The following is a 24,929-nucleotide window of genomic DNA, read 5'->3' as shown; positions in this document are numbered from 1 at the left end:
TCTCAAGGGCCAGTTTCACTTGTCGTTAACGTGCTGTGGCAATTCTGTTGGGGATGCGGCGAAAGGGGAATGAGATGTTTTTGAAAAAGGTCGACGGTCCGCGAGCGGTGACGTTGCCGGATGGGCAGGTTTTTACGCAAGCGGATTTGCCCAAAGCAAATACCAAGCGATGGGTGGCCTCCAGAAAGCTGGCCGTGGTGCGGGGTGTTTTGTATGGGTTGATTTCTCAATCCGATGCTGTGCAGCAATATGGCCTCAGCGATGAAGAGTTTTGCGAATGGGTTTCCTCTTTTGAGCAGTTTGGAAAAACGGGGCTAAAAGCCACAATGCATAAAACCGTGCAAAAAAAGCTAGACAACCATAGGTAGTATTTACTATTTGTTCTTCTATAGTAATCTGTAGTTAACCATTTTTACCGAAGCTTAATCGGAGAACTTTTTATAGCGGAGAACCCTAATGCGCGTGTTGCTCGTTGAAGATGACCCTACGACATCAAAAAGCATCGAACTGATGCTGACCCATGCCAATTTAAATGTCTATACAACGGATATGGGCGAAGAAGGCATCGATCTGGCCAAACTTTATGACTATGATCTGATTTTGCTGGACCTGGGATTGCCAGACATGAATGGCCATGAGGTGCTGCGCCAGCTCCGATTGGCACGGATCGAAACCCCCATTCTGATTTTATCTGGAACAGATGATACTGATAGTAAAATCAAAGGCTTCGGGTTTGGGGCTGATGATTATATGACAAAGCCTTTTCATCGTGAAGAGCTGGTGGCACGTATTCACGCGATTATCCGACGATCTAAAGGCCATTCACAATCGGTGATCAGAACCGGGCAGATAAATGTGAACTTGGATGCCAAAACTGTCGATGTCGAAGGTCAAGCCGTTCATCTGACCGGAAAAGAATATCAGATGCTAGAGCTTTTGTCGCTGCGCAAAGGGACGACATTAACCAAGGAAATGTTCTTGAATCACCTCTATGGTGGCATGGATGAACCTGAATTAAAAATCATTGACGTTTTCATCTGTAAGTTGCGTAAGAAACTAACAGAGGCCACTGAAGGCGATAACTACATCGAGACAGTCTGGGGGCGAGGTTATGTCCTGCGTGACCCACAACCTGTCGATCTGGACAAAGGGCATCGCTTGGCGATTGGCGCATAATCGCTGCCTCCAAAAGGTAGAGGTTCAACATGTGAGTGCTGGACCTCTGCCGCGCTGCATCCTATCACTTTGACCTGAAGCTGAAGTCGGCGAAAGATCGAAGAGGGCATTACGGATGGATAATAAAGCGGTGGAGGCCCTGACAGAGGCCGAGGCCAAAGCAGAGCTGGCTCAGCTGGCCGGCGCACTGGCCCAAGCTAATATATTATATCACGGGCAGGACGCGCCGGGCATCAGTGATTCTGAATATGACGCACTGAAGCAACGCAATGCCCTGATCGAGGCGCGATTTCCTAAACTGAAAAGACCGGACAGCCCCAGTGAACAGGTGGGCGCGGCACCAAGTGAGGGATTCGCAAAAGTCACCCATGTCGTGCGAATGCTGTCATTGTCTAATGCGTTTGATGGTGACGATATTATCGAATTTGATGAACGAATCCGTCGCTATCTTGGTTTAGGGGATGTCGCGCCGCTGGAATATACGGCTGAACCAAAAATTGATGGATTGAGCCTGAGCCTGCGTTATGAGGCGGGAAAACTGATTCATGCGGCAACCCGTGGGGATGGTGCGGTTGGCGAAAATGTCACCACGAACGCCCGCACGATTGCAGAACGTGTCGCTGAGGGGCGCAAATTACCTGACATACCGCTTCTGATCGATGGTGCCCCTGACGTTTTGGAAGTGCGCGGAGAAGTCTATATGAGCCACGCCGATTTTGCGGACCTGAATACGCGTCAAGTTGCGAGATCAGATAAGCAATTTGCAAACCCACGGAATGCGGCAGCGGGCTCGCTTAGGCAATTGGATTCTGCGGTCACCCGACGTCGCCCCTTGAGGTTCTTTGCTTATGCCTGGGGTGAGCTTAGCGCGCCATTGTCTGATACGCAGATGGGGGCGATTGAGCGTTTGAATGATTTTGGTTTTCAAATCAATCCGTTGACGGCGCTTTGCGATGGCCCTGCCGGCATGTTGGCGCATTATGACAAGATTGAACAACTGCGGGCCGCGCTTGGCTATGATATTGATGGTGTAGTTTATAAAGTGAATGACCTGTCTTTGCAGGGACGCCTGGGTTTTCGCAGCACGACCCCCCGTTGGGCAATTGCCCATAAATTTCCGGCAGAACTGGCCTGGACCCATCTGGAAGCGATTGAGATCCAAGTTGGACGTACAGGGGCGCTTAGCCCGGTGGCGCGTCTACAGCCTGTGACCGTGGGTGGCGTGGTGGTCAGCAATGCAACCCTGCACAATCAAGATTATATCACTGGGCTGGATAGCAAAGGGCAAGAGATCCGGGGTGGCAAAGACATTCGTGAAGGTGACTGGGTACAGGTTTACCGTGCAGGAGATGTGATCCCGAAGGTGGCGAATGTTGACCTGAGCAAACGCCCTGAAGGCAGCGCCGTGTATGTGTTTCCTGACAAATGCCCCGAATGTGGCAGCCCGGCCATTCGAGAGGATGGTGATGCCGTGCACCGGTGTACGGGCGGCTTGATTTGTCCGGCGCAGGCTGTTGAAAAATTAAAACATTTTGTCGGTCGTGCCGCCTTTGATATCGAAGGGTTGGGGGCAAAACAGGTCGAACAATTTTATTTAGACGGCTGGGTTAAGGAGCCCTCGGATATCTTCACGCTTGGAGAACGGTTCAGTAGCGGTCTACAGCAGCTGAAAAACCGCGAAGGTTGGGGCGAGAAAAGCGCGAATAAGTTGTTTCAAGCAATTGAAGAAAAAAGAAACATTCCGTTTGCAAGAGTTTTGTTTTCACTTGGAATACGCCATGTTGGAGAACAAGCCAGTAATCTGATCACACGCAATTACACCAGCTGGCCCGCGCTAATTACTGCAATGGATGCGGCGGCCGCGTGTGAAGGGGTTGAATGGGATAATTTGCTGGGCATCGATGGGGTCGGTGATGTGATGGCGCGCAGTTTAGTGATGGCCTTTGCGCCGGGTCCAGAACGCGATAGCATCGATAAGCTGACCGGACATCTGAACATTGAGGATGCAGAACATCCTGATATCGATGGCAGTCCAGTGGCTGGAAAGATTGTGGTTTTCACTGGAACGCTGGAGAAGATGACGAGGGCCGAGGCCAAAGCGCGGGCCGAAGCGCTTGGTGCCAAGGTCTCAGGCAGCGTGAGCGCGAAGACCGACTTGCTTGTTGCTGGGCCCGGTGCAGGTTCCAAGGCGAAAAAAGCAGCCGATCTCGGAATTGAAACCATCGATGAAGACGGCTGGTTGCAGCTGATCGATGGCTTATGAGTGGCCGCCCAGAAATTCTATTCCCGTTGTTTGCAGGGTTAGAGACGCTAACGGGTGTGGGCCCAAAGACTGTTCAAAATCTGGCTGGGCTGGATATTGAAAAGCCGAAAGACCTAGTGCTGACGTTACCTCACTCTGGGTTGGACCGACGCAAAAGGGATACTGTCCAGGGCGCGGATCTACCTGGGGTCGTCACGGTCGAGGTTACGGTTGGTACGCACCGTGCCCCAGCACGCCGTGGCGGGGCCTACCGGATTACAGTCGAGGATGCTGCGACGTCGTTCCAACTGGTGTTTTTTCACGCACGCGGGGATTACCTGGCCAAGATCCTGCCCGAAGGGTCACGGCGTATAGTGTCAGGCAGGGTCGAACTATTTGATGGCATGGCGCAATTGGTGCATCCGGATCATATTCTGCCGGTCGATGAAGCCGGTGAGATCCCGAATTTTGAACCAGTTTACCCGCTGACTGCTGGAATTAGTCAAAAAATGATGTCCAAGGCTGCCGCCAGTGCTTTGACCCGGATTGTTGAATTGCCCGAATGGATCGATCCGGCCCAAAAGGCACAATCTGGATGGCCAGATTGGTATGATGCCATCATGACCGCGCACCGGCCCAAATCTGCGCAAGATCTATCAGTGGCGCACCCAGCGCGTGAACGATTGGCTTATGACGAACTGATGGCGCATCAGCTGACGTTGGCATTGGCCCGGAGCAAGCTGCGGCGTTTCAAAGGACGATCCAGTGTGGGGACTGGTGTGTTGCAGGCCAAGGTATTGGACGCTTTACCCTATACCCCGACTGGTGCACAAACACGGTCTATTTCTGAGATCGCGGCAGATATGGCACTTGAAAACCGTATGAATCGTTTGCTGCAAGGTGACGTTGGAGCAGGAAAAACATTGGTTGCATTCAATGCGTTGCTGATCGCAGTTGAAGCGCGAGGGCAGGGGGTGATGATGGCCCCAACCGAAATATTGGCACGCCAACATATGGAAGGCTTGTATCCGTTGGCCGAGGCAGCAGGTGTGCGCCTTGAGATCCTGACTGGCCGCGACAAAGGTGTGGCGAGGCGGGAAAAATTGGCAGCCTTGAAAAATAGCGATATCGACATTCTGGTTGGCACCCATGCGGTGTTCCAAAAAGATGTGGAATTCAACGATTTGCGTTTGGCGGTGGTGGATGAACAGCACCGGTTTGGCGTGCGCCAGCGGTTGGAGCTGGGCAAAAAAGGCGCGGCGGCAGATGTTTTGGTGATGACGGCCACGCCGATACCGCGCTCGCTCGCATTGGCGCAATATGGCGATATGGACGTGAGCGTGCTGGATGAAAAACCGCCGGGGCGCAAACCGATCAAAACCGCATTGGTGAACATGGCCCGGATGGATGAGGTGGTGGACCACCTACGCAAAGCCATTGCCGAGGGGCAACAGGCCTATTGGGTCTGTCCTTTGGTTGAGGAAAGTGAAGTGTTGGACTTGTCTAGCGCAGAAGATCGTTTCAAACGCCTGCGTGCGGCCCTTGGGGACGGGCATGTTGGTTTGGTACATGGGCAGATGCCAGCCCAGGACAAAGATGTGGCTATGGCCGCATTCCAACGCGGCGAAACAAGCGTTTTGGTGGCAACTACGGTGATTGAAGTCGGCGTTGATGTGCCCAATGCCAGCATCATAGTGATCGAGCGCGCCGAGCATTTTGGTCTGGCGCAGCTGCATCAGCTGCGCGGTCGGGTTGGACGGGGCGTGGCGCAGTCAACCTGTCTGTTAATGTATCAGGCCCCGATGAGCAAAGGTGGTGAACGTCGCCTGACCACCATGCGCGAGACCGAAGATGGTTTTCAAATTTCTGAGGTCGATCTGGAAATGCGGGGATCCGGTGACCTGATTGGAACGGCCCAAGCCGGTTTGCCCAGATTTCGTGTGGCTGACCTGGAACGGCAATCCGCATTGATGGCGGTTGGGCAATCGGATGCACGCAAATTGCTGAATGATGATCCTGATCTTCAGACGGAACGCGGGCAGGCGGCACGTATTCTGTTGTGGTTGATGGAACAAGATCAGGCAATTCGTTTGATTTCAGTGGGTTAATGGAATGATTCCATAAATGTTCACTAATGTTCTTAAAAAGTTCTTTACAGTGAGTGAATAAAATGAGAACAAAGTAGCAACTGTTAATCAAAAAGGAGCCCACACCGATGCTTCACCAGATCAAAACTGTTGCCCATACGTCCCGCGAAACCCTGCTAAGCGATGCGCTTGGTGTTGTTGCTTTGATGGTCATTTTGGTCGGGGCACTTTACTTGCCTGGATTAACGTAAGTTTTCTGCCTGCAATATCCTGACCCGGCTGTGCTTGCATCTTATGTCCCAAGCGTGATGCACATATTCCGAGACGACTGTCCCTTGTCCCGACTTCTGTCCCTGTCAGCGGGTTTTTGCCTCTTCCCGCGTGAGGCACAGTTTGGATCTCCAGGATTTGCATGACTTGCCGCCGCCGCCCTATGGGTGCGCGGCGGTTTTTTTATCTGTGGTGAGAATGCAAACTTAGTCTTGGTTCTTGCGGGGGCGCATTTTCCAAACGGGTATAATGAAAACCAAACAGGCAATCAGGAACAATAGACTTGCAACACAACCGATGGCATCGCCCGCTTTGAGGGTTGTCCATAAAAAACCAAGTGCGGAGAGGGTAAAGAGAACCCATCCAGTAAAGTTATATGCCCAGACCCTACGAGGTGACATAGCAGGTCAGGCGCAGCTGCTGGCGGCGCTGATCTCAGCCATGGCCTCGACTGAGGCGTTGAGGGTTAGCAAAATCGACTCGTGGCGATTTTTATAGTCACGCGCAGGCAAAAGAACCTCGAGCCCATCAAAGGGGGCATCAGGGACTGGGCCATCCTGTTTTAACATCGATTTGAGCGCATCTCGGGCGGCAATCACCTGATCCTGTGTGCAGCCGATGATATTGGCTCCAACAATGCTGGCCGCCGCCTGACCCAAGGCGCAGGCTTTGACATCAGCGGCATAGCCTGACACGCGGCCATCGGATACTTTGATATCAACCGTCACTGTTGAACCGCACAGCGGCGAGCGGCGCTTTACTGTGGCATCAGGGGATTCCAATCGGCCATGGCGCGGAATGTCGGCGGCCAGCTCCAGAATGCGGGCAGAATAGAGTTTGATGAGGTCGGTTTCGCCGCTCATGGCTTTTCCTTTGTGTTGCTGTCTCTTAGATAGTGGGCAAAGCGTCAGATGCAAAAGGTTTTCGACATGAAATTTGATCCAGAGACACTGAAATACAACGAGGCAGGGCTGGTCCCGGCAATTGCGCAAGATCACGAGACCGGAGATGTGCTGATGATGGCGTGGATGAATGCAGAAGCCGTGGCACAGACGCTGGCAACTGGCCGCGTCACTTATTGGAGCCGGTCACGGCAAGCGTTCTGGATTAAGGGTGAAACCTCGGGCCATACTCAGGAATTGGTGGATTTCCGGTTAGATTGTGATCGTGATTGCCTTCTGGTGCTGATCAAGCAGGTAGGAGCGGCCTGCCACACCAATCGGCGGAGTTGTTTCTATACGGCAGTACGCGATGGGCATGAATGCGAGTTGATGGCGCCTATGGAAGGGTAAGATCTAGTGGTTTCGCTTTCGCAGGTCCGTACAGGATGTTTTTAATCAAGTGAAAGCGAAAGCCCGACTTTTTGGCGGATGTCATTTTCTGTGGCCCCCTCGTTGCGATATTTTGAGATGGCACGTGCGTCATCGCGTTTGGCAAGACGTTTACCTGCATCATCACGGATCAGGCCATGATGGTGATATGTTGGGGTTGGCAGATTTAGCAGGCGTTGCAGTAAGACGTGGATTTGTGTGGCCTCAAACAAGTCTTGGCCCCGAATGACATGGGTGATGCCTTGATCCGCGTCATCCAACACAATTGATAGGTGATAAGAAGCCCCCATGCCTGGACGTGCCAGAGCGACATCTCCGACGGTTTTCACCATGTTTTGAGGTTGGATCTGACCGGTTTCTCCCGTGTGTGTGCTGCCGGTTTCTAGAAACTCAAGCGGTGTGTTGAGGAGCTTAATCGCGCGCGCCATATCAAGCCTTAGAGGTAAATTGGGCAGCGGGCCTGTATGCGGCGTTTCTGGACGGCATGTGCCGGGGTAAACCAACCCATCTGGACCATGCAGCGCGATGCCTTCTTGCGGGGCTGACGCTGCGGCGCGAACATCTGCACGCGAACAGGTACACGGGTACAGTAGCCCGCGATCCCAGAGGATTTGCAACGTATCGCGATAACGCGGCAAACGTTCTGATTGGCGCAGAACGGGCTGTGACCAGCTTATGCCTAACCAAGCGAGATCTTCATAGATCTGCTGTTCCCATCGTGGCTTGCTGCGGCTTTGGTCGATATCATCAATACGAAGGTAAAACTGCCCATCCTGTGCCAGTGCCATGTCGTGGGCAAGGCACGCCGAATAGGCATGCCCCAGATGCAGAGGGCCTGTGGGAGATGGTGCAAAGCGGGTTTTGAATGTCACTTCTTTTCAACAATATAGACGTTGGACTTTATGTTTTGACCAGGCAGGTGTGGGCCATATTTTTTGAACACAAGCAGTGCGGCACCACAATCCAACCATTCACACAAAGCGCGTTCATAACTGGGGTCGGCCAGCGCATGATCATTTAGGCTCAGGCCCAGATGGCCACCCTTAGGCAGGGCTTTTAGGAGTGTATGAAGTGCAGAGGCTGGGGCCGCCCCGGTGCCAATAACGCCGATAGCGGCGATGGCTGCGTAGCTGTCTTGCGGGATCGGGGTCTCATCTTCGAGATCGATTGGGATCAGAGTGCGGTAGGCGTCTTTTTCACTGGCTCGCGATAACATTTCGGTGTTCGGATCCATGCCGTCGACCTGGCTAAATCCAGCTTGACGTAGCGCTAAACCCGACAATCCGGTGCCGCAGCCAAAATCCAGTATGGTAGCAGAGTGATCCGGCAGGTGTTTGGCAAGTGCTTTGGCGACACGCGCCGGAGTGGCATAACCATTATCGGCGACCTCTGCATCATAACTTGCTGCCCATTTATCATACATATCTTGTGTCGCCTCGGGCGAGGAGACGCCATAAATCTTATCGAAGAACTTTTCTGTCATGCAGGCAGAAGATCACACCGATTGTGTGGGGTCCAGCGCTGTTTCATCCAGCCAGCCCTGCCAGGCGTTCTTGGCGCGGTCAGTATAGGCCTTGTAGCGGTCTTTACGGCCACGACGGCCACCTTTGAGGCCATCTACCGGGCGGAACAGTCCGAAATTGACGTTCATCGGTTGAAATGTCTTTGCCTCGGCTCCGCCTGTAATGTGATGGATCAGTGCACCCATGGCGCTGTCTTGTGGGGGATCAGAGATTGGGTGCTCCAGCAATTCAGCCGAAGCAAGGCGCCCGGCCAGAAGGCCCATTGCCGCGGATTCAACATAGCCCTCAACCCCGGTGATTTGACCAGCAAAACGGATATGAGGGTGCGAGCGTAGTCGCATCTGGCTATCGAGTAAGGTGGGGGAGTTCAGGAAGGTGTTGCGGTGGATTCCACCCAAACGGGCAAAGCTGGCGTCTTCCAGTCCCGGGATCATACGCAGCACTTCGTTTTGCGCGCCGTATTTCATTTTAGTTTGAAAACCCACTATGTTATATAGTGTTCCTAATGCATTATCGCGACGCAACTGTACCACGGCATAGGGCTTGTCATCCGGTGCATGGGCATTGGTTAGTCCAACAGGTTTCATTGGGCCAAAGCGCAGTGTTTCACGGCCGCGTTCAGCCATCACCTCGATCGGCAGACAGCCATCGAAGTACGTCGCTGTTTCACCGTCGTGAAATTCGGTTTTATCTGCGGCTAGCAAGGCATCAATGAAGGCTTCGTATTGATCGCGGTCCATCGGACAATTGAGATAGGCGGTACGTTCTTCCTCGGTCTCGCCCTTGTCGTAGCGCGATTGCATCCAGGCGCGGCTCATGTCGATGCTGTCAAAGTAGATGATGGGTGCGATGGCGTCGAAAAAGGCGAGGGATTCAGCGCCTGTAACGTCAGCAATCGCCTGACCAAGGGCGGTCGATGTCAGCGGTCCGGTGGCAAAGATCCAGTTTCCATCATCGGGCAGGGCGGTGATTTCTCCCTCGTCCACGGTGATGTTGGGATGGCTGCGCAGACGTTCTGTGATTGATCCGGCAAAGGCCTCACGATCGACAGCCAAAGCTCCACCTGCGGGCAGGCGGTGTTTGTCGGCCATTTCCATGATCAGGCCATTGGCCGCCCGCATTTCCCAATGCAGCAGGCCCACTGCGTTTTGTTCACTATCGTCAGAGCGGAATGAGTTGGAACAGACCATTTCGCCAAAGTCACCGCTTTGGTGGGCGAAGGTGCCCACATGTGGGCGCATTTCATGAAGAATGACAGATATGCCAGATTGTGCGGCTTGCCAGGCGGCTTCGGAGCCAGCCATGCCGCCGCCGACGATATGAAGTGTTTTGCTCATACCTTGCGATTTAGGCGATGACGTCGGATTAGGAAAGGGAAGGTTTGCAGTCTACGTATAAAAAACCGGGCTGACTGCTGTCAGGCCCGGCTTTGAAAAATAGCATGCATGGCAAACTGATACTCGGTTTACACTAATAGCCGTGCATGCGTCCTAAACTAATAACTAATGCAATGACCAACACACTGGTTACTGACACTTTCGTAGAACCGATATGAGTTCCTAATTATTTCTTCGCCGGTTTCACTGATACTGTTGTTACTGTTTAATCGTCATATCGGTTCTGCTTCAGTTTGATCAAATAACCGGTGAAGCATATAGTGATCAACTGGATACAGTTTGTTTCCAATGTGAGGACAAGGGGCCTATATTCATGGAAATACAACAAAACATGTCCCCTTAATCGGATCGATTATATTTTGTGTCCGATATATGTGACTCACGTACTTTCTGATACCTATACAATTTTAAGTAATTGATCGTTATGTTCCTTATTTGAGAACAATCGAGTTTACGAATCTGACCAAGATGGTGGGCGTTTTTCGATAAAAGCACTGATTCCCTCTGCTGTGTCACTGTCCATCATGTTCTCGACCATGACATCCCGGGTGTAATCATAGGCTGCATCAAGTGGCATTTCGATCTGCCGGTAAAAGGCTTGTTTACCGATGCGTACCGCCGTGCTGAGTTTGCTGGCGATGGTTATGGCGAGCTCGTTTGTAGCTTGTTCAAGCTCTTCATAGGGCACCGCGTCGTTGATCAGACCCAGCTCTATCGCGCGACTTGTGTCGATGAAGCGGCCAGTGGTGAGCATCTCAAATGCCTTTTTGCGCGGGATGTTGCGGCTGAGCGCGACCATGGGCGTAGAGCAGAACAATCCGATATTCACGCCATTTACGCCAAAGCGTGTCCCTTCGGCGGCGATGGCCAGATCGCAAGTCGCGACAAGTTGGCATCCGGCTGCGGTGGCGATGCCATGGGGCTGGGCAATAACCGGCTGTGGAAGGTCGCGAATGGTGGTCATTAAGGTGGCGCACCGCGAAAACAGATCTGCAAAATAGGCTTTTCCACCATCTGCTGCCTGTCGCCCGTGAGTCATTTCTTTGAGGTCATGCCCAGCACAAAACGCCTTGCCGTTTGCAGCAAGGATCACAACGCGGATATCAGTGCTGTCTGCTATTGATAAAAGTTCAGATTGCAGTGCCGCTAACATGGCATCAGACAATGCGTTTAGCTTCTCTGGGGTGTTAAGGGTGAGGCGGGTAATGGCGCCGCTGTCAACACGTTCAAGGATTGGCATCTTGTGTCCTCCGATCTGATGTGTTCCCTTTTATGTTGGAAATCGTAGCGAGGGAAGTATGGAGCTGTTGATGAACATTGAGGAGTTGAACTCTTTCGTCGACAAAGAATTCCCTCAGGTTCGTGGCGAATTCACCATTGAGGACCTGGGGGAGATGCGCATTCGGACTCGCATGGCGGTGACTGAACGCCACTTACGCCCCGGTGGTACGGTGTCCGGGCCTTCGATTTTTGCTCTGGCTGACGTTTCTGTTTACTTGGTGGTTCTTGCCATGCTCGGTCCTAAGGGGCTGGCTGTGACCACAAGCAGCTCCATGGATTTCATGCGTAAACCTGCCGCGGGTCAGGATCTGATCGCGGAATGTCGGTTGCTGAAATTGGGTCGGGTTCTGGCCGTGGGTGAAGTGTTAGTCTTTTCAGGAAATGATGATCGCCCCGTTGCCCGGGCGAGTATGACCTATTCGATCCCACCCAAAACATAAGTTGCGCATAAAAAAGGGCCGGAGCGAACTCCGGCCCAGGGGAAGAGGGGCCGTTACGGGGTGTCACGGCCGCCAAAAAGGCTTACTGCACTCTATCAGGGCATCGCGGTGAGAAATCCCGATGTCTTCAAGTTGCTTGGGGTTGAGCCATTGCAGTTGTTTTCGTGTGTTATGGCGAAGCGACCAAAGCGTAATGAGATAAGCTGCGCGCACTGCGACCTGAGCCAGAACAGGCATGTCGCGACGAGCGGTAAGCTGCGCAAGATCTGCGTGATCTGTAAGGATAGAGGCGTGCATTGGTCTAACTCCTGTATTGTATTGGTACAATGTATGTGTTACGTAGGGATATACGTAACTTGTTTAGTACAATTCTGCTAGGAAAACATTGTGACCGATACAATTTGGCATCCTGATTTCGCTAACATTGACTCACCTAAATACATTGTACTGGTACAATCAATGCGCGCGGCGATCCGATCCGGTGTGTTGAGCCATGGGCATAAAATGCCGCCAGTGCGAGAATTGGCTTGGCAATTAGGGATCACACCGGGAACAGTGGCTCGCGCCTATAGGTTGGCAGCAGAGGAAGGTTTGGTCGAAACTGGCGTGGGAAGAGGGACCTTTGTGTCTGGAGGATTGGTGACACAGGACGCAGAACCTGAGCCCCTTTTGAATGATCCTAGTCCGGGGTCCGTAGATTTCCGTGGCGTACGGGTTCCTGATGTTGGGCAAGACAAAGAGATACAGCGCATTATGATGCTATTGGCGCGTGATAGTGAGCGCAATTATACGGATATTCCAAGTTCAGCATCAGATAAAAGGGCGCGCCAAGCCGTAGTGCAATGGATTGGGCCGGAACGAGCAGGGCGACTAACCGAAGATGATATTGTGTTGGGGTTTGGAGCGCAAAATACGGTCATCGTAGCCCTTCAAGCCTGTTTGCATGGACCTTCGCCGGTGATTTTGACAGAGGAGCTCGCCTATCCCGGGGTGCGACACGCGAGTCGTTTACTGCGAACCCAGTTGATTGGGATTGGTATGGACGACGAAGGGATGCGCCCTGATCGGTTGGAGGAAGCGTTGCGCAAGCATGGTGGGCAAGTGTTGCTGACTTTTTCAGAAGTGCACAGTCCAACAACCAGCCGGACCAGCTTGCAAAGGCGGCAAGAGATAAGCGAAATTGCCCGCCGATATCAGTTGCAAATCATCGAAGATGATAGCCTATGTGTGACACGCCCCGAAGCACCAAGTTACCGTGGTATTTGCCCGGAAAGAGCATGGTATGTGTCATCACTCAGCAAATCGGTTTCTGCGGCAATGCGGTTTGGCTATGTTGCTTGCCCGCGTGAACAAGCAGCGCAGGCGCGGCAGGTGGCACAGTCTTCCTTTTACGGCTTACCTCAAACCTCGCTCGATATCTGTGCCGAACTGATATTGTCTGGAACAGCTGAAGCCGTGCGACTGAAAGTGGAGCAGGTTATCCTTGAACGTGTTCGAATTGCGGTGAATGTGCTTGGTCAATGGGAAATCAATTGGCGGCCAGACGTACCCTTTATTTGGCTTAAGCTTCCGCAGGGCTGGCGGGGGTCAACTTTTGCTCGGGCATGCGAGGCGGAGGGGGTGCGGATTAAACCTTCTGATGAGTTTGCTTTGCCAGATGGACATGCGCCAAATGCAGTAAGGTTGGGGTTGAATGCCAATGTCTCTCAGGCAACGTTTGAAAGCGCATTGCGAACAATGTCACGGCTATTGGCGCAGCCACCCACAAACGTTGACTTGTGAATTCTGTGATTCATAGTCCAATATCGGTAAATTTAATTGGGGTAAAATAATACCGTAATTGTAATTTATTGTATTTAAACGTTTATTTGTTTCTTGGTGTCATTGACTGGCGCAAAAAGACAAGTATAAACCGCCCATCAATCGGGGTTTGTCATTTGGCAGGCCCAACAGACAAATGGGATATCCCTGAAAATGAAGACATTCTCTGCAACACCAGCAGATATCGACAAGAAATGGATCCTGATCGACGCAGAAGGCGTTGTTCTGGGCCGTCTTGCTTCGATCATTGCGATGCGTCTGCGTGGCAAACACAAAGCCAGCTTTACGCCAAACATGGACATGGGTGACAACGTGATCGTCATCAATGCCGACAAAATCCAGCTGACCGGCAACAAACGTGAAAAGCCAAACTATTGGCACACTGGCCACCCAGGTGGGATCAAATCGCGCACAACTGGCGAAATCCTGGAAGGGAAATATCCGGAGCGCGTTGTGATGCAAGCGGTCAAGCGCATGCTGCCAGGCAACCGCCTGTCACGTGTACAGATGACAAACCTGCGCGTTTACGCGGGTACCGATCATCCACATGATGCACAACAGCCTGAAGTGCTGGATGTGAAATCCATGAACTCCAAAAACACGCGGGTGGCTTACTGATGAGCGAAGATATCAAAACACTCGAAGGTCTGGAAGCGGTTGCCGATGGCACAGCACCAGCGATCGAAATCGAAGCCCCACGTGAGCCAGTTCGTGATGATCTGGGCCGCTCATATGCCACTGGTAAGCGTAAAGATGCGGTTTCCCGCGTCTGGATCAAACCAGGTTCCGGCAAAGTAACAGTCAACGGCAAAGAGATGAGCAAATATTTTGCACGTCCGGTTCTGCAGATGATCCTGCGTCAGCCGTTCACGGTTGCAGGCGTTGAAGATCAGTTTGACGTTATGGCCACCGTTAAAGGTGGCGGTCTGTCTGGTCAGGCCGGTGCGGTTAAGCACGGGATTTCAAAAGCACTGCAGCTTTATGATCCCAGCCTGCGTGGCGCTCTGAAAGCTGCTGGCTTCCTGACACGCGACAGCCGTGTTGTTGAACGTAAGAAGTTCGGTAAGCGTAAAGCGCGTCGTAGCTTCCAGTTCTCGAAGCGTTAAGCTTTTCGACATTTGGATTTGGAAAGGGCTGCCTTTGGGCGGCCCTTTTTTACGTTATGGGTACATGTTTGATTTCGCGGCGAGGGCACGTTTGCGAATGCAAAAAAGCCCGCCAGTGGCGGGCCTTCGGTTTTTTGCTAAGTGTGGTCGATCAGGCCAGTTCAGGCTCTTTGATCTGCTCGAGGTGTTTCATCAGGTTGTCAGGTGAGGACACGCCATATGGATCTTCTGGGCAGTTATCCATCAAGCCGGGCTCTTCAAACCATGCTTCAACAATGCCATCGGTGACGATGGCGGCGTAACGCCACGACCGCATGCCAAAGCCAAGGTTTTCTTTGTCGACCAGCATGCCCATTTTACGGGTGAATTCACCTGACCCGTCCGGAATGACATGTACGTTTGACAGTTTTTGATCTTGCGCCCATTTGTTCATGACAAAGCTGTCATTTACGGACATGCAGTAGATCGCATCAATGCCGTTGTCCTTGAATGTGTCAAACCCGTTTTCAAAACCGGGAAGCTGATAGGTCGAGCAGGTCGGCGTGAACGCACCGGGCAGAGAAAACAGTATCACGCGTTTGCCAGTGAAATAATCGGCAGTGGTTTTGTCTTCCCAACGGAACGGATTAGGACCTTCGATTGCGTTGTCACGGACACGTGTGTGGAAGGTCACGTTGGGCAGTTGTGCGCCAGCTTTCATCATCAAACTCCTGTGATGCAGATGTGTTTGATTAGCGCTCTAAAATGATTCTAAGGGCAGCTTCAACGGTCGAAATGTCGCGGGGTAGAATGTGAATTTATATAATAATTTTATTGCGTTGCCACACGCTCTGAAGGGTGGATAGTTTCGAGATGAAACTCATTCATCTGGTGGGATAAGCCCCAGCCCACGCAGGTAAATCCCAATTCCGGATTCCAGCAAATCCTCGGGCGCAAAGGGGCTTTGCGTACCGGGAGAATTGCGTGCGAACAGCTCTACAACGCCGTGGCTTAGCGCCCAAACATGTGCGGAAAACATCGCGGCAGGTGGGCGGTTTTCTGCGGGGATGTGTTTTGACAGCTCGGTTGCGGCATGTTCCAACACATTGCGCGCACGCGTGGCCACTGCCGCCAGTTCAGGTGTGCGGTTGATTGATATTCCAGATTCGAACATGGATATATAGTAGCCAGGATATTTCCGGGCAAATGCCAAATAGGCGCGACCTGTGGCTTCAAAGCTGGCAAGAGCGGATGGTTGCCCCTGGTCAAAAGCGTGCTGGATCAGGTCGGCGAAAATCTCATATCCCTGACGGGCGGCTTCTGCGATTAGGTCTTCTCGGCCTGCAAAATGACGATAGACAGCTGCAGGGGTGACACCGGCCTGTTTTGCAGCTTCTGACAAGGTAAATCCGGTTGGGCCTTTTGCCTCGATCAGGCTGAGTGCAGCATCAACCAATGCCTGGCGCAGATTGCCATGATGATATCCGCGCTTAGGCATGCCAGATCTCAGGGCCGGCGCATATCTTAGGATCTATCGCGCCGATGGCCTTAGCGTCTTTGTACGCATAAGGCAAAGCGTTTAGAACGTGCCGAATGGCTTGTAATCGAGCACGGCGTTTATCGTCGGTCCGTATAATCGTCCAGGGTGCATGGCTTGAATGGCTTTGATCTAGCGTTTCGTGAATGGCTCTGGTGTAATCATCCCACTTCTTTAGGCCATCAGCATCAATTTTACTTAGCTTCCACTGCTTTAAGGGGTCAGATTCGCGCCTCAGAAAACGTCGTAATTGTTCAGCACGGCCGACATTAAGCCAGAACTTGAAAACGTAGATCCCTTCGTCAGTAAGCATCTTTTCAAATGGACAAACCTGATTGAAAAATCGGTTGCGATCAGCGTCAGAGCAAAAGCCAAACACTTTTTCAACCACACCGCGGTTGTACCAGCTACGATCAAAGAACACGATTTCCCCAGCCGAGGGTAAGTGGTCAATGTAGCGCTGAAAATACCACTGAGATAGTTCTATGTCCGAAGGTTTGGGAAGCGCTACAACTCGGGCACTTCTTGGGTTAAGGTTTTCACGGAAGCGTTTGATTGTACCACCTTTTCCCGCCGCATCTCGCCCTTCAAAGACCACAACAACACGCGCGCCACTTTGACGGGCCCATGCCTGCATCTTGACCAATTCAATTTGCAACTGGTGCAGATCTTTTTCATAGGCTTTGCGTGGTAAGCGTTCAGAATGGGGATACGTATGAGAGAGAATTTCACCTTTGTCGGCGCGCCGGATGGCATCACGAATGTCCTGTGGCGCATCGTTTTCAAAAAAGTCACTAATGGCACCGCCAAATGGTAAATCCATCCTGATCTCCCTTTTACTTACATTTAATATGGCGTGCCGCCGGGTGGGGTGCAATCTTACATTGGCGTGAATCAATCAGGCGCGCAGGTCTGTCTGCTCAATCCCGATTTTGTCGATATCGTAAGGTGTTGTCTCGTATATTTCAGAAATCCAGTTGCCATAAAGCAAATGTGCATGGCTACGCCACCGGTTTTGCGGCGGCTGGGTTGGATCATCATCGGGATAGTAATTGCACGGCACATTGATGGATGTGTAATTGGCGACATCACGATCATACTCTTGTTTGAGTGTGTCACTGTCATACTCAAAATGGTTAAATATATAGAGCGCACGATGTGCCCTGTCAGATACGAGGCAAGGGCCCACCTCATCGCTATACAGGAGGGTATTCAGACCATCGGCGGCATCAATTTCATCTTGACGCATTTCTGTCCACCGGCTCACGGGAATTACACACTCGTCTGAAAAACCACGTAAAAGCGGAGAAGAGGGCTTCATATTCCGGTGCTTGAAACAACCAAAAGCCTTATGCGGTAACATATGTTTCTGCACGCCGTGAAAATGGTTGATCATCGCCATCCCGCCCCAGCAGACGCCAAAGGTTGAATGCACATGAGTTTGCGTCCATTCAAAGATCTGACGCAGTTCTTCCCAATAGGTGACAGCTTCAAAGTCGAGATGCTCAATTGGGGCGCCGGTGATGATCAACCCGTCAAATTTCTCGTCCGACGCCAGAACTTCGCTAAATGGGCGGTAAAAGCTGGCCATGTGTTCTGCAGCGGTGTTTTTGGTGCGGTGTTCGCTCATCCGGATCAGGTGCAGATCGATTTGCAAAGGTGTTGCCCCAATCAGCCGCGCAAATTGGTTTTCCGTCTGAATTTTCTTGGGCATCAGATTCAGCATTGCAATCCGTAGCGGTCTGATATCCTGACGCGCGGCCTGATCCTCGTCCATAACCATCACACCCTCGCGCGAAAGCACGTCATAGGCGGGAAGGTTGGAGGGGATCTTGATGGGCATGATGTTGAACTTTTTGTTTTGTTTGTTTGCAGATAAGAAGGTTAGCTGAGATCCTCAAGGGCGCTCGCGACGGCGTGATCAAAGTCCTCAGGGCTTTGGATTGTGGCCATTTTTGCGCTGGTCAAGGTAATACCCCATTTCGCCATCGCTTCGTAGCGTGGTTTGCGATGCGCAAGTGCGCGGGCATAGGTCCAGCGGATGAAAGTATCGGGGTCAACCGTGTCATCGCTCAGACCAGATTCGACCAAATACTCCTCCCAACAAGCGTGCAGGAAATCGGGCTGGTAGGCCATCGGCTTGGGCGAACGGTCAAACCGGCGGATCAGTTCCTGTGTGTGAGCCTCATTACCTTGCAGATAAATCATTAGGCATTGTGATGACAGCTCATTCAGTAGTGGATCATCAGGATCGTCACCGTCGGCCCATTCGCAAATTGATCCGCCGGTATCGCATATGAAGTTCGGATAGTCATACAAACGGGCGGCTCGGTCGACAAAATAGGCTGTGTCGGCCAGTGCTCGAATTTCGGCCTGACGGAATTGTTCCTGACGACGATGGTATTCATCGATTGGAAGGCCACCCTGATCTGGGTTGCCGGGTTTACCCAAATAGGTCGAAACTGGGGTCAGATTGCTGAAGGTGATATTGGATCCGATGTAAATGGAATCGGTCAGTAACAGTTCACGCAGAAAGGGCACCTGCATGGCGTGAGCCTTGGCGTTATCAGCGATAACCTCGCCCATGTAACGTGTGCCTATGCGGTAATCGATCGAGTAGTGAAACCATTCACCTTGATCACGCAGTATGCTGGAAAGGTGGGTCTTGCCCAAGCCAGACATTCCATAAAACAAGATACGTTTGTTTGGCGCTGCTCGCCAGTCATCGGCTGTTTGATAGATCATGATCGGCCCCTTTATCGCGCCTGTGGTAGCCAGAGCCGGAAGCGAGGTCAATTTGAAAGCGCAGAAAATAAAAAACCCCGCCCGAAAGGGGCGGGGTAGATACGGTTTTTGAGGGGAGAGCCTTAGAAACGGAAGCCCAGCTTCATGCCGAATGCGATAACATCATTCCCGGAGAATGAAGACACTGATGTTTCTGCGCTACCCATGTCGAAATATTTAACACCTGTTGTGATTTCCCAGGTTTCGGTCTCATAAGTGGCAGCAAGCCCATAGCTAATGTAACCATCTTTACCTGAGAGGTTACCAACAGGTTTGCCGTGATCAGATTCATAACCGAGTAGGGCAGCACCGCTCCAATTTTCATTGAAGCGACGGCCTAGACCCAGTTCATATGTCCAGATATCATCGGGTTCGGATGCAATTGGGCTGTTGGTGCGGTTTCCGGGCAGTGATACGAAGTCGGGTGGAGCAATATTGAATTTGCTCCATTCACGCCAGCGGACTGAGCCAAATAGGAGCGTATCCGTAGCAATGCCGGTTTGTGCATGCAAGGTAAAGGCCTGTGGGATTTCCACATCAAATTCCGTGCCATTGTTGTCGCGGAAGTCGTGTTCAATCGCAGATTCATATGTTAGTGCAACGCGCAGTGCAATTTCGGGCTTTTCGTATGCAGCACCGAGAAGGTAACCGAGTTTATAATCATTTCCGACATTAAGATTATAGTTAAACAACGCACCGTTTAAGCCGACAACGGTAACATTACCTCTCAGGGTTTGCAGGCGAAGGCCACCATATACACTGAAATTCTCGGAGGTTTGGTATTTTGCCAAAGCTGTAAATGCGCGAGAACTTACATCTGCATTGGATCCAGCGAAAACTGCATTTGCGGCTGTGTAATTTACATCGGCACCGACTGGCTCGTCTATCGTGAAGGCCAAAGCAACTTGATCGTTCAGTTGATGCTTATATCCTAGGGCTCCGGTAATATAGCGATCTGTGATGTTGCCAGTGCCACCTACAGCTGCTGCACCAACCGTAACTCCGCCCGAGATGATTGGTGTCATCGAGGGGGACGTCGCGTTTGGTGTACCGCTAATATAAGGTGTCACCACAGCTGCGCTGAATTCCAGATAGTTTTTGCCTTCTTCAAACAAAATTTGCGATGGATCACCGGCTCTCTCGATGCTGCCCGCGTCCGCCATGCTGGCGATCGCTGCTGTGGCAAACGTTGCCGTTATTAGACCTTGATATTTCATAAAACCCTCATACCTCTTCCTGTTTAAGGCAGAATATAGAGGCGGATGAGCCGGTCAATCTTTGACGCCGCGTCACAAATTTGTCATTTATTCTGTGTGGCGCAATGACATCACCGCATTTAAGTTATTGTATTAAATTGTATTTTTAGATTCATTCCAAAGATTTAGATAATTTGCTGCAAAAATAATTGCCGCCCCAAGCAAGACGGTTAAGGTGATTGGTTCTTGGTAAAACCAGAATCCAATCAAGGCGATCAATGGTAAACGTAGGAAGTCTACGGGAACCACAACAGTTGCAGGAGCAATGCTGATTGCTTTGGTCAAACAAAAATGCGCAGTAAGACCACAAAGCGCAATCACGATTAGCCATGGCAACGTGTCACCCGACAGGCCGGAAATGTGACCATCGTAGCCGGCGCAAATTAGTCCAAACACTGATTGCAATAAGGTCATCCAAAACAAGATACAAGTCAGGCTCTCTCGTCGGGTTAGGAGCTTGGTAAAGATAATTGACCCGGCAAATCCGATCGCAGCTAAGCCCGCAGCAATAGTACCGATGTTCAGGGCATCACTATTTCCGGGCTGTGTCACGATCAGCACACCACAAAAGCCTGTGATGGCGGCGATACTTTTGATCAGTGTTAGCCGTTCAGACAAAAAAACCGGTGATAAGATCAGCACCCAAATTGGTGAGGTGAACTCCAATGCAAAGAGTTGTGCCAACGGGATCAGGGGGAGGGCGAAGAACCATAGATTTTGCCCTGCAAAATGACTGATGTTTCGTAGGGCCTGCAAATGCATATTGCGCAGGGTTATTTGGCGGTGAGTGTTAGCTAAACGAGCGATGCACACAACGGTGATCAACCCGATCACGCTGCGATACATCATAATCTCGAATGTATCGAGTTCCAGACTGACTGCGCGCCCGGCAATCGCCATGAGTGAAAAGGCAAACACTGCCCCCAACATCCAGACCGCGGCACGTAAAATATGTGCGGGTTCAGTCGTTGTCGGGGCTGGTGTTATTCCCACTCGATTGTACCCGGAGGTTTTGAGGTGATATCATAGGTTACGCGATTGATGCCTTTGACCTCGTTGATGATCCGGGTTGCAGTTTCGCCAAGAAATTCGTGACTATAGGGATAGTAATCAGCTGTCATCCCATCAACCGAGGTCACCGCGCGTAGGGCACAGGCAAAATCATAGGTTCGGCCATCGCCCATCACACCAACGGTGCGAACTGGCAAAATAGCAACAAATGCCTGCCAGATCTCATCATAAAGTCCGTGCTTACGAATCTGATCGATATAGACAGCATCGGCTTCGCGCAGAATCTCCAGCTTTTCACGGGTGATTTCACCGGGGCACCGAATTGCCAGGCCGGGGCCGGGGAAGGGATGGCGGCCAATAAAACTATCTGGCAGCCCTAACTCGCGACCCAAAGCGCGGACTTCGTCCTTGAACAACTCGCGCAGCGGTTCGACCAGCTTCAGGCCCATTTTTTCCGGCAAACCGCCGACATTATGGTGTGACTTGATCGTGACGGATGGGCCGCCGGAAAAAGAGACGCTTTCGATCACATCAGGATAGAGTGTGCCCTGAGCAAGGAATTCAGCGTTCTCAATCGTGTCGGCGTATTTCTGGAACACGTCAATGAACAGCTTGCCGATGATCTTACGTTTGGTTTCAGGATCACTTTGACCATCCAACTCACCCAAGAACAGATCGCTTTCATCTGCATGGATTAGTTTGATGTTATAATTGTCGCGGAACATACTGACGACTTCGTCGGCCTCATTCTTGCGTAATAGGCCGTGGTCAACAAAGACACAGGTAAGCTGATCGCCGATGGCCTCGTGAAGCAAGATTGCAGCGACCGAACTATCGACACCACCTGAAAGGCCACAGATGACCTTTTTATCGCCGACTTGATTGCGAATGGTCGCTATCATCTGTTCGCGGTAGGCACCCATGGTCCAATCACCTGAAAACCCGGCCAGACGCACAAAGTTTTCATAAAGCGTGGCACCCTTGGGGGTGTGGTGCACCTCGGGATGAAATTGTACCGCGTAAAAATTGCGCGCGACATCTGCCGTAATGGCATAGGGCGCGTTGGGCGAGGTGCCGTAGACCTCAAACCCTGGGGCTATTTCGCTAACGTGGTCACCATGCGACATCCAAACCTGTTCGTCGCCATCTGCAAACCAGCCCTGCAAGATCGCCAGATCATCGCCGGGTGTCACAAAGGCACGCCCAAATTCAGCGGTTCCATGGCCCGATTCGACCTTGCCACCCAGCTGATGCATCATCACTTGTTGGCCATAACAAATGCCCAAGATGGGTAAGCCCATGGCAAAGATTTCCTGTGGCACGCGCGGGGACCCTTCGCGGGTCACGCTGTCTGGGCCACCGGAAAAGATCACGGCTTTGGGGGCGAAATCCTTTAGAAACGTGGCTGTGACGTTCTGATAAGGGTGAATTTCGCAGTAAACATTCAACTCGCGCAGGCGCCGGGCGATCAGCTGGGTAACCTGGCTGCCGAAGTCGATGATAAGAAGGCGGTCATGGGATGTCTGGGTCATAAAAGCCTAGTAGGCCGAGGCGTAGATTTACGCAAGAGAGGCGATGAGTTGTTCGATAAAAAATGTCGCCATTGTCTTTGTTAGATGTCGCTATAGGGCCTCAAAGGCCGCAAACCTTCAAGGGTGAGCGGTTTTGATTGGTTAAACTGACATTAAGCCGCGCCCTACGGGGTGCATTTAAAACCAGAGGAAGTACAGTATGGCCGAAGCAGGATCGCGTCGCCGCAGTCGCGGAGGTGGCGGAGCAGCCCGCCGCGCAGAGCGCACTACAGTCAGTTTTGAAACCGCCAAGTATATTGAACGGAACATTCCGAACTTTGAGGTTCTGAACGAGGAGGCGCTGGAGCTGATTGAAGCCAACGCTGAGACCATTCTGGCCGAGGTCGGTGTGAACTTCGTTGATAACCCAGCGGCATTGGAGCGCTGGCGTGATGCCGGTGCCGATATTGACGGTGAACGTGTTCGTATTCCACGTGGTTTGGCCCGTAAGCTGTGCTCAACCGCACCAAGTGAATATATTCAGCACGCCCGTAATCCAGAGCGTTCAGTGACCGTTGGTGGCCGCAATCTTGTTCTTGCTCCGGTTTATGGTCCTCCGTTCGTACGCGACCTGGATGGTGGTCGCCGTTATGCCACCATGGATGATTTCGAGAAGTTCGTGAAACTGGCCTATATGTCCAAATGGCTGCACCACTCGGGTGGTACCGTTTGTGAGCCAACAGATATTGCTGTAAACAAGCGCCACCTTGATATGCTCAAGGCGCATATGTTGCTCTCTGATAAACCGTTTATGGGTTCGGTGACCGAACCAAGCCGTGCGCAAGACTCTGTCGATATGTGCGGAATCGTATTCGGAAAAGAGTTCGTACAGAACAACACTGTTATGACTTCGTTGACCAACATCAACTCGCCAATGACATTTGACGATGTGATGATGGGGTCGTTAGAAGTTTATGCCAAGAACAATCAAGCCTGCATCATTTCACCCTTTATCGTTGGTGGCGCGATGGCGCCGGTTTCGGTTGCTGGCACGCTAACACAGGTTCTGGCTGAAGTGATGGCCGGTGTGGCTTATCACCAGTTGGTTCGCCCTGGTGCGCCTGCAATCTTTGGCGCTTTTGTGAGTTCGATCGATATGAACTCGGGTGCGCCAACGTTTGGGACACCTGAGGCATCGATGGTGACATATGGCGCAGGTCAGCTGGCACGTCGTCTTGGTTTGCCATTCCGTTCCGCTGGATCGTTCTGTGGATCGAAACTGCCAGATGCGCAGGCGGCTTATGAAACGTCAAACAGCCTGAACATGGGGTTGCTGGCGGGTGTGAACTTCATGCTGCACTCTTGTGGTTGGCTCGAAGGTGGTCTGGTTGCCGACTTTGAGAAGTTCGTGATGGATGCTGATCAATTGGGTGTGTTGCACGGTCTGGCCAAAGGCGTATCTATTGACGGCGACGCGCCTGCGATGGACGCCATCCGCGAAGTTGGCCCGGGTGGTCACTATCTGGGTTGTGCCCATACTCAAGCCAATTTCAAAACGGCGTTCTGGCGGTCTGATCTGCTGGACTATAAACCGTTTGAAACCTGGTCCGAAGAAGGTGAGCGTGACACACGGACATTGGCAAACATTAAAATGAAGCAAATGCTGGCCAACTACGAAAAGCCAGCAATTGATCCGGCGATTGAAGAAGCTCTCGAGGCCTATGTGGCAGAGAAGAAAGCCTCTATGCCGGATGCTTTCACTTAAGATCCTGAACCACTGGCGAAGCGCATAACAAACGCGCTTCGCCCATCAGCGCGATCAGGATTTCGACATGGTGTTTGACAGAATAGGTCATATCATCATCCAAGCGTTGCGCATTTGCCCTCTCTTCCAATTCCAATAATTGCGCTGTTGCCTCATCCACCGTTGGCAATGGGATGTCCGTAATGCATCTGGCCAGGTGTGTCTCGCGGCAGTAATTCTCCACGCCAATGCGAGCTGCATGTATTAGTGTCCGTGGGCGTTTCAAATTGCTCAGTAAAATTGCGTAATTTTGCATTATTATCCCCTATTTGCAGGCTCTCATTGAAGCACAACTATACCGGGTGTTGCGTGATGTAATGAATACCGAACGGTAGGGGGTAGATTTAATTAACATTTGAAAACAATTATTAAC

At 51.7% G+C, this 24,929-nt stretch carries 26 protein-coding genes; 11 read left to right on the top strand and 15 right to left on the bottom strand.

Going from position 1 to position 24,929, the window contains the following annotated elements; all coding sequences use genetic code 11:
* The first annotated feature begins 74 nt into the window (after positions 1-74).
* The 5 genes from D9A02_RS12780 to D9A02_RS19515 all read left to right on the top strand — a co-directional run bounded on the left by D9A02_RS12780 (position 75) and on the right by D9A02_RS19515 (position 5,756).
* On the top strand, positions 75-368 hold the full coding sequence (locus D9A02_RS12780) for a DUF1153 domain-containing protein (protein ID WP_120501327.1): 294 nt from the start codon (positions 75-77) through the stop codon (positions 366-368).
* Between the two features lie 88 nt (positions 369-456).
* On the top strand, positions 457-1,176 hold the full coding sequence (gene ctrA / locus D9A02_RS12775; protein WP_120501326.1) for a response regulator transcription factor CtrA: 720 nt from the start codon (positions 457-459) through the stop codon (positions 1,174-1,176).
* A 115-nt stretch (positions 1,177-1,291) separates the two neighbouring features.
* Entirely contained in the window at positions 1,292-3,439 is a 2,148-nt protein-coding gene (gene ligA, locus D9A02_RS12770; RefSeq protein ID WP_120501325.1) for an NAD-dependent DNA ligase LigA, read from the top strand.
* Positions 3,436-5,526 carry an ATP-dependent DNA helicase RecG gene (recG, locus tag D9A02_RS12765; RefSeq protein ID WP_120501324.1) on the top strand — a complete coding sequence of 697 codons (2,091 nt, stop codon included), beginning with the start codon at positions 3,436-3,438 and terminating at the stop codon, positions 5,524-5,526. The genes ligA and recG overlap by 4 nt, the downstream gene beginning before the upstream one ends.
* A 107-nt stretch (positions 5,527-5,633) precedes the next feature.
* The gene (locus D9A02_RS19515) at positions 5,634-5,756 is read left to right on the top strand and encodes a hypothetical protein (RefSeq protein WP_301951091.1); all 123 of its coding nucleotides are present in this window, start codon (positions 5,634-5,636) and stop codon (positions 5,754-5,756) included.
* Positions 5,757-6,182: 426 nt separating this feature from the next.
* Here the strand turns inward: D9A02_RS19515 and D9A02_RS12755 are convergent, their stop codons facing one another.
* A complete protein-coding gene (locus D9A02_RS12755; RefSeq protein WP_120501322.1) occupies positions 6,183-6,638 on the bottom strand; it encodes an iron-sulfur cluster assembly scaffold protein in 456 nt (151 codons plus the stop codon).
* A 48-nt stretch (positions 6,639-6,686) separates the two neighbouring features.
* Between D9A02_RS12755 and hisI the strand changes: the two genes are divergently transcribed.
* Positions 6,687-7,067: a phosphoribosyl-AMP cyclohydrolase gene (hisI, locus tag D9A02_RS12750; protein WP_120501321.1), complete on the top strand. Its 381-nt coding sequence runs from the start codon at positions 6,687-6,689 to the stop codon at positions 7,065-7,067.
* Between the two features lie 41 nt (positions 7,068-7,108).
* Here hisI and gluQRS read toward each other — a convergent pair whose 3' ends face one another.
* The 4 genes from gluQRS to D9A02_RS12730 form a co-directional block, all read right to left on the bottom strand.
* On the bottom strand, positions 7,109-7,978 hold the full coding sequence (gluQRS, locus tag D9A02_RS12745; RefSeq protein WP_120501320.1) for a tRNA glutamyl-Q(34) synthetase GluQRS: 870 nt from the start codon (positions 7,976-7,978) through the stop codon (positions 7,109-7,111).
* Positions 7,975-8,589, bottom strand: a complete 615-nt coding sequence (locus D9A02_RS12740; protein WP_120501319.1) for a class I SAM-dependent methyltransferase — start codon at positions 8,587-8,589, stop codon at positions 7,975-7,977. The genes gluQRS and D9A02_RS12740 overlap by 4 nt, the downstream gene beginning before the upstream one ends.
* A 12-nt stretch (positions 8,590-8,601) precedes the next feature.
* Complete coding sequence (gene trmFO, locus D9A02_RS12735) at positions 8,602-9,966, bottom strand: methylenetetrahydrofolate--tRNA-(uracil(54)-C(5))-methyltransferase (FADH(2)-oxidizing) TrmFO (RefSeq protein WP_120501318.1); 1,365 nt, start codon at positions 9,964-9,966, stop codon at positions 8,602-8,604.
* Positions 9,967-10,477: 511 nt separating this feature from the next.
* Positions 10,478-11,266 (bottom strand): enoyl-CoA hydratase, encoded by a 789-nt coding sequence (locus tag D9A02_RS12730; protein WP_120501317.1) that lies wholly within the window; start codon positions 11,264-11,266, stop codon positions 10,478-10,480.
* A gap of 70 nt (positions 11,267-11,336) precedes the next feature.
* Between D9A02_RS12730 and D9A02_RS12725 the strand changes: the two genes are divergently transcribed.
* On the top strand, positions 11,337-11,747 hold the full coding sequence (locus D9A02_RS12725) for a PaaI family thioesterase (RefSeq protein WP_254054629.1): 411 nt from the start codon (positions 11,337-11,339) through the stop codon (positions 11,745-11,747).
* A 63-nt stretch (positions 11,748-11,810) separates the two neighbouring features.
* On the opposite strand, the gene D9A02_RS12720 is transcribed toward D9A02_RS12725, so the two are convergent.
* Positions 11,811-12,044: a DUF1127 domain-containing protein gene (locus D9A02_RS12720; protein ID WP_120501315.1), complete on the bottom strand. Its 234-nt coding sequence runs from the start codon at positions 12,042-12,044 to the stop codon at positions 11,811-11,813.
* Positions 12,045-12,134: 90 nt separating this feature from the next.
* On the opposite strand from D9A02_RS12720, the gene D9A02_RS12715 reads away from it, so the two are divergent.
* The 3 genes from D9A02_RS12715 (at position 12,135) to rpsI (ending at position 14,674) form a co-directional block, all read left to right on the top strand.
* On the top strand, positions 12,135-13,529 hold the full coding sequence (locus tag D9A02_RS12715) for a PLP-dependent aminotransferase family protein (RefSeq protein ID WP_254054628.1): 1,395 nt from the start codon (positions 12,135-12,137) through the stop codon (positions 13,527-13,529).
* A gap of 192 nt (positions 13,530-13,721) precedes the next feature.
* Complete coding sequence (gene rplM / locus D9A02_RS12710) at positions 13,722-14,186, top strand: 50S ribosomal protein L13 (protein WP_120501314.1); 465 nt, start codon at positions 13,722-13,724, stop codon at positions 14,184-14,186.
* Positions 14,186-14,674 carry a 30S ribosomal protein S9 gene (gene rpsI, locus D9A02_RS12705; protein WP_120501313.1) on the top strand — a complete coding sequence of 163 codons (489 nt, stop codon included), beginning with the start codon at positions 14,186-14,188 and terminating at the stop codon, positions 14,672-14,674. Before rplM ends, rpsI begins: the two co-directional genes overlap by 1 nt.
* A 151-nt stretch (positions 14,675-14,825) precedes the next feature.
* Here rpsI and D9A02_RS12700 read toward each other — a convergent pair whose 3' ends face one another.
* From D9A02_RS12700 to guaA, 8 genes are all read right to left on the bottom strand, one after another.
* Positions 14,826-15,374: a peroxiredoxin gene (locus D9A02_RS12700; RefSeq protein WP_120502522.1), complete on the bottom strand. Its 549-nt coding sequence runs from the start codon at positions 15,372-15,374 to the stop codon at positions 14,826-14,828.
* A 159-nt stretch (positions 15,375-15,533) separates the two neighbouring features.
* Entirely contained in the window at positions 15,534-16,151 is a 618-nt protein-coding gene (locus tag D9A02_RS12695; protein ID WP_120501312.1) for a TetR/AcrR family transcriptional regulator, read from the bottom strand.
* Complete coding sequence (ppk2, locus tag D9A02_RS12690) at positions 16,144-17,013, bottom strand: polyphosphate kinase 2 (protein ID WP_120501311.1); 870 nt, start codon at positions 17,011-17,013, stop codon at positions 16,144-16,146. Before ppk2 ends, D9A02_RS12695 begins: the two co-directional genes overlap by 8 nt.
* A 75-nt stretch (positions 17,014-17,088) precedes the next feature.
* Positions 17,089-18,033 (bottom strand): homoserine O-succinyltransferase, encoded by a 945-nt coding sequence (gene metA / locus D9A02_RS12685; RefSeq protein ID WP_120501310.1) that lies wholly within the window; start codon positions 18,031-18,033, stop codon positions 17,089-17,091.
* Between the two features lie 41 nt (positions 18,034-18,074).
* Complete coding sequence (locus D9A02_RS12680; protein WP_120501309.1) at positions 18,075-18,935, bottom strand: ATPase; 861 nt, start codon at positions 18,933-18,935, stop codon at positions 18,075-18,077.
* Between the two features lie 122 nt (positions 18,936-19,057).
* Positions 19,058-20,191, bottom strand: coding sequence for an outer membrane protein transport protein (locus D9A02_RS12675; protein WP_120501308.1), 1,134 nt, complete (start codon positions 20,189-20,191; stop codon positions 19,058-19,060).
* Positions 20,192-20,323: 132 nt separating this feature from the next.
* Positions 20,324-21,160: a DMT family transporter gene (locus D9A02_RS12670; RefSeq protein WP_120501307.1), complete on the bottom strand. Its 837-nt coding sequence runs from the start codon at positions 21,158-21,160 to the stop codon at positions 20,324-20,326.
* Positions 21,161-21,213: 53 nt separating this feature from the next.
* Positions 21,214-22,773, bottom strand: a complete 1,560-nt coding sequence (gene guaA, locus D9A02_RS12665) for a glutamine-hydrolyzing GMP synthase (protein ID WP_120501306.1) — start codon at positions 22,771-22,773, stop codon at positions 21,214-21,216.
* A 199-nt stretch (positions 22,774-22,972) separates the two neighbouring features.
* Here guaA and D9A02_RS12660 point away from each other — a divergent pair, with 199 nt between their 5' ends.
* The gene (locus D9A02_RS12660; protein WP_120501305.1) at positions 22,973-24,517 is read left to right on the top strand and encodes a trimethylamine methyltransferase family protein; all 1,545 of its coding nucleotides are present in this window, start codon (positions 22,973-22,975) and stop codon (positions 24,515-24,517) included.
* On the opposite strand, the gene D9A02_RS12655 is transcribed toward D9A02_RS12660, so the two are convergent.
* Positions 24,510-24,812 (bottom strand): DUF6477 family protein, encoded by a 303-nt coding sequence (locus tag D9A02_RS12655; RefSeq protein ID WP_120501304.1) that lies wholly within the window; start codon positions 24,810-24,812, stop codon positions 24,510-24,512. The two genes, D9A02_RS12660 and D9A02_RS12655, sit on opposite strands and share 8 nt — an antisense overlap.
* Between the last annotated feature and the right edge of the window lie 117 nt (positions 24,813-24,929).

The sequence above is a fragment of the Roseovarius sp. EL26 genome, from assembly GCF_900327775.1.
Lineage (GTDB): Bacteria > Pseudomonadota > Alphaproteobacteria > Rhodobacterales > Rhodobacteraceae > Roseovarius.
Note: the sequence above shows the minus strand (reverse complement) of the source record. Positions and strands in the feature narration are given on the sequence as shown.

What these genes read in the sequence shown, in the direction of transcription:
- D9A02_RS12780 (WP_120501327.1), top strand. Translation starts at nt 75, where the DNA reads ATGTTTTTGAAAAAGGTCGACGGTCCGCGAGCGGTGACGTTGCCGGAT.
- ctrA (WP_120501326.1), top strand. Translation starts at nt 457, where the DNA reads ATGCGCGTGTTGCTCGTTGAAGATGACCCTACGACATCAAAAAGCATC.
- ligA (WP_120501325.1), top strand. Translation starts at nt 1,292, where the DNA reads ATGGATAATAAAGCGGTGGAGGCCCTGACAGAGGCCGAGGCCAAAGCA.
- recG (WP_120501324.1), top strand. Translation starts at nt 3,436, where the DNA reads ATGAGTGGCCGCCCAGAAATTCTATTCCCGTTGTTTGCAGGGTTAGAG.
- D9A02_RS19515 (WP_301951091.1), top strand. Translation starts at nt 5,634, where the DNA reads ATGCTTCACCAGATCAAAACTGTTGCCCATACGTCCCGCGAAACCCTG.
- D9A02_RS12755 (WP_120501322.1), bottom strand. Translation starts at nt 6,638, where the DNA reads ATGAGCGGCGAAACCGACCTCATCAAACTCTATTCTGCCCGCATTCTG.
- hisI (WP_120501321.1), top strand. Translation starts at nt 6,687, where the DNA reads ATGCAAAAGGTTTTCGACATGAAATTTGATCCAGAGACACTGAAATAC.
- D9A02_RS12740 (WP_120501319.1), bottom strand. Translation starts at nt 8,589, where the DNA reads ATGACAGAAAAGTTCTTCGATAAGATTTATGGCGTCTCCTCGCCCGAG.
- trmFO (WP_120501318.1), bottom strand. Translation starts at nt 9,966, where the DNA reads ATGAGCAAAACACTTCATATCGTCGGCGGCGGCATGGCTGGCTCCGAA.
- D9A02_RS12730 (WP_120501317.1), bottom strand. Translation starts at nt 11,266, where the DNA reads ATGCCAATCCTTGAACGTGTTGACAGCGGCGCCATTACCCGCCTCACC.
- D9A02_RS12725 (WP_254054629.1), top strand. Translation starts at nt 11,337, where the DNA reads ATGAACATTGAGGAGTTGAACTCTTTCGTCGACAAAGAATTCCCTCAG.
- D9A02_RS12720 (WP_120501315.1), bottom strand. Translation starts at nt 12,044, where the DNA reads ATGCACGCCTCTATCCTTACAGATCACGCAGATCTTGCGCAGCTTACC.
- rplM (WP_120501314.1), top strand. Translation starts at nt 13,722, where the DNA reads ATGAAGACATTCTCTGCAACACCAGCAGATATCGACAAGAAATGGATC.
- rpsI (WP_120501313.1), top strand. Translation starts at nt 14,186, where the DNA reads ATGAGCGAAGATATCAAAACACTCGAAGGTCTGGAAGCGGTTGCCGAT.
- D9A02_RS12700 (WP_120502522.1), bottom strand. Translation starts at nt 15,374, where the DNA reads ATGAAAGCTGGCGCACAACTGCCCAACGTGACCTTCCACACACGTGTC.
- D9A02_RS12695 (WP_120501312.1), bottom strand. Translation starts at nt 16,151, where the DNA reads ATGCCTAAGCGCGGATATCATCATGGCAATCTGCGCCAGGCATTGGTT.
- ppk2 (WP_120501311.1), bottom strand. Translation starts at nt 17,013, where the DNA reads ATGGATTTACCATTTGGCGGTGCCATTAGTGACTTTTTTGAAAACGAT.
- metA (WP_120501310.1), bottom strand. Translation starts at nt 18,033, where the DNA reads ATGCCCATCAAGATCCCCTCCAACCTTCCCGCCTATGACGTGCTTTCG.
- D9A02_RS12680 (WP_120501309.1), bottom strand. Translation starts at nt 18,935, where the DNA reads ATGATCTATCAAACAGCCGATGACTGGCGAGCAGCGCCAAACAAACGT.
- D9A02_RS12675 (WP_120501308.1), bottom strand. Translation starts at nt 20,191, where the DNA reads ATGAAATATCAAGGTCTAATAACGGCAACGTTTGCCACAGCAGCGATC.
- D9A02_RS12670 (WP_120501307.1), bottom strand. Translation starts at nt 21,160, where the DNA reads ATGTTGGGGGCAGTGTTTGCCTTTTCACTCATGGCGATTGCCGGGCGC.
- guaA (WP_120501306.1), bottom strand. Translation starts at nt 22,773, where the DNA reads ATGACCCAGACATCCCATGACCGCCTTCTTATCATCGACTTCGGCAGC.
- D9A02_RS12660 (WP_120501305.1), top strand. Translation starts at nt 22,973, where the DNA reads ATGGCCGAAGCAGGATCGCGTCGCCGCAGTCGCGGAGGTGGCGGAGCA.
- D9A02_RS12655 (WP_120501304.1), bottom strand. Translation starts at nt 24,812, where the DNA reads ATGCAAAATTACGCAATTTTACTGAGCAATTTGAAACGCCCACGGACA.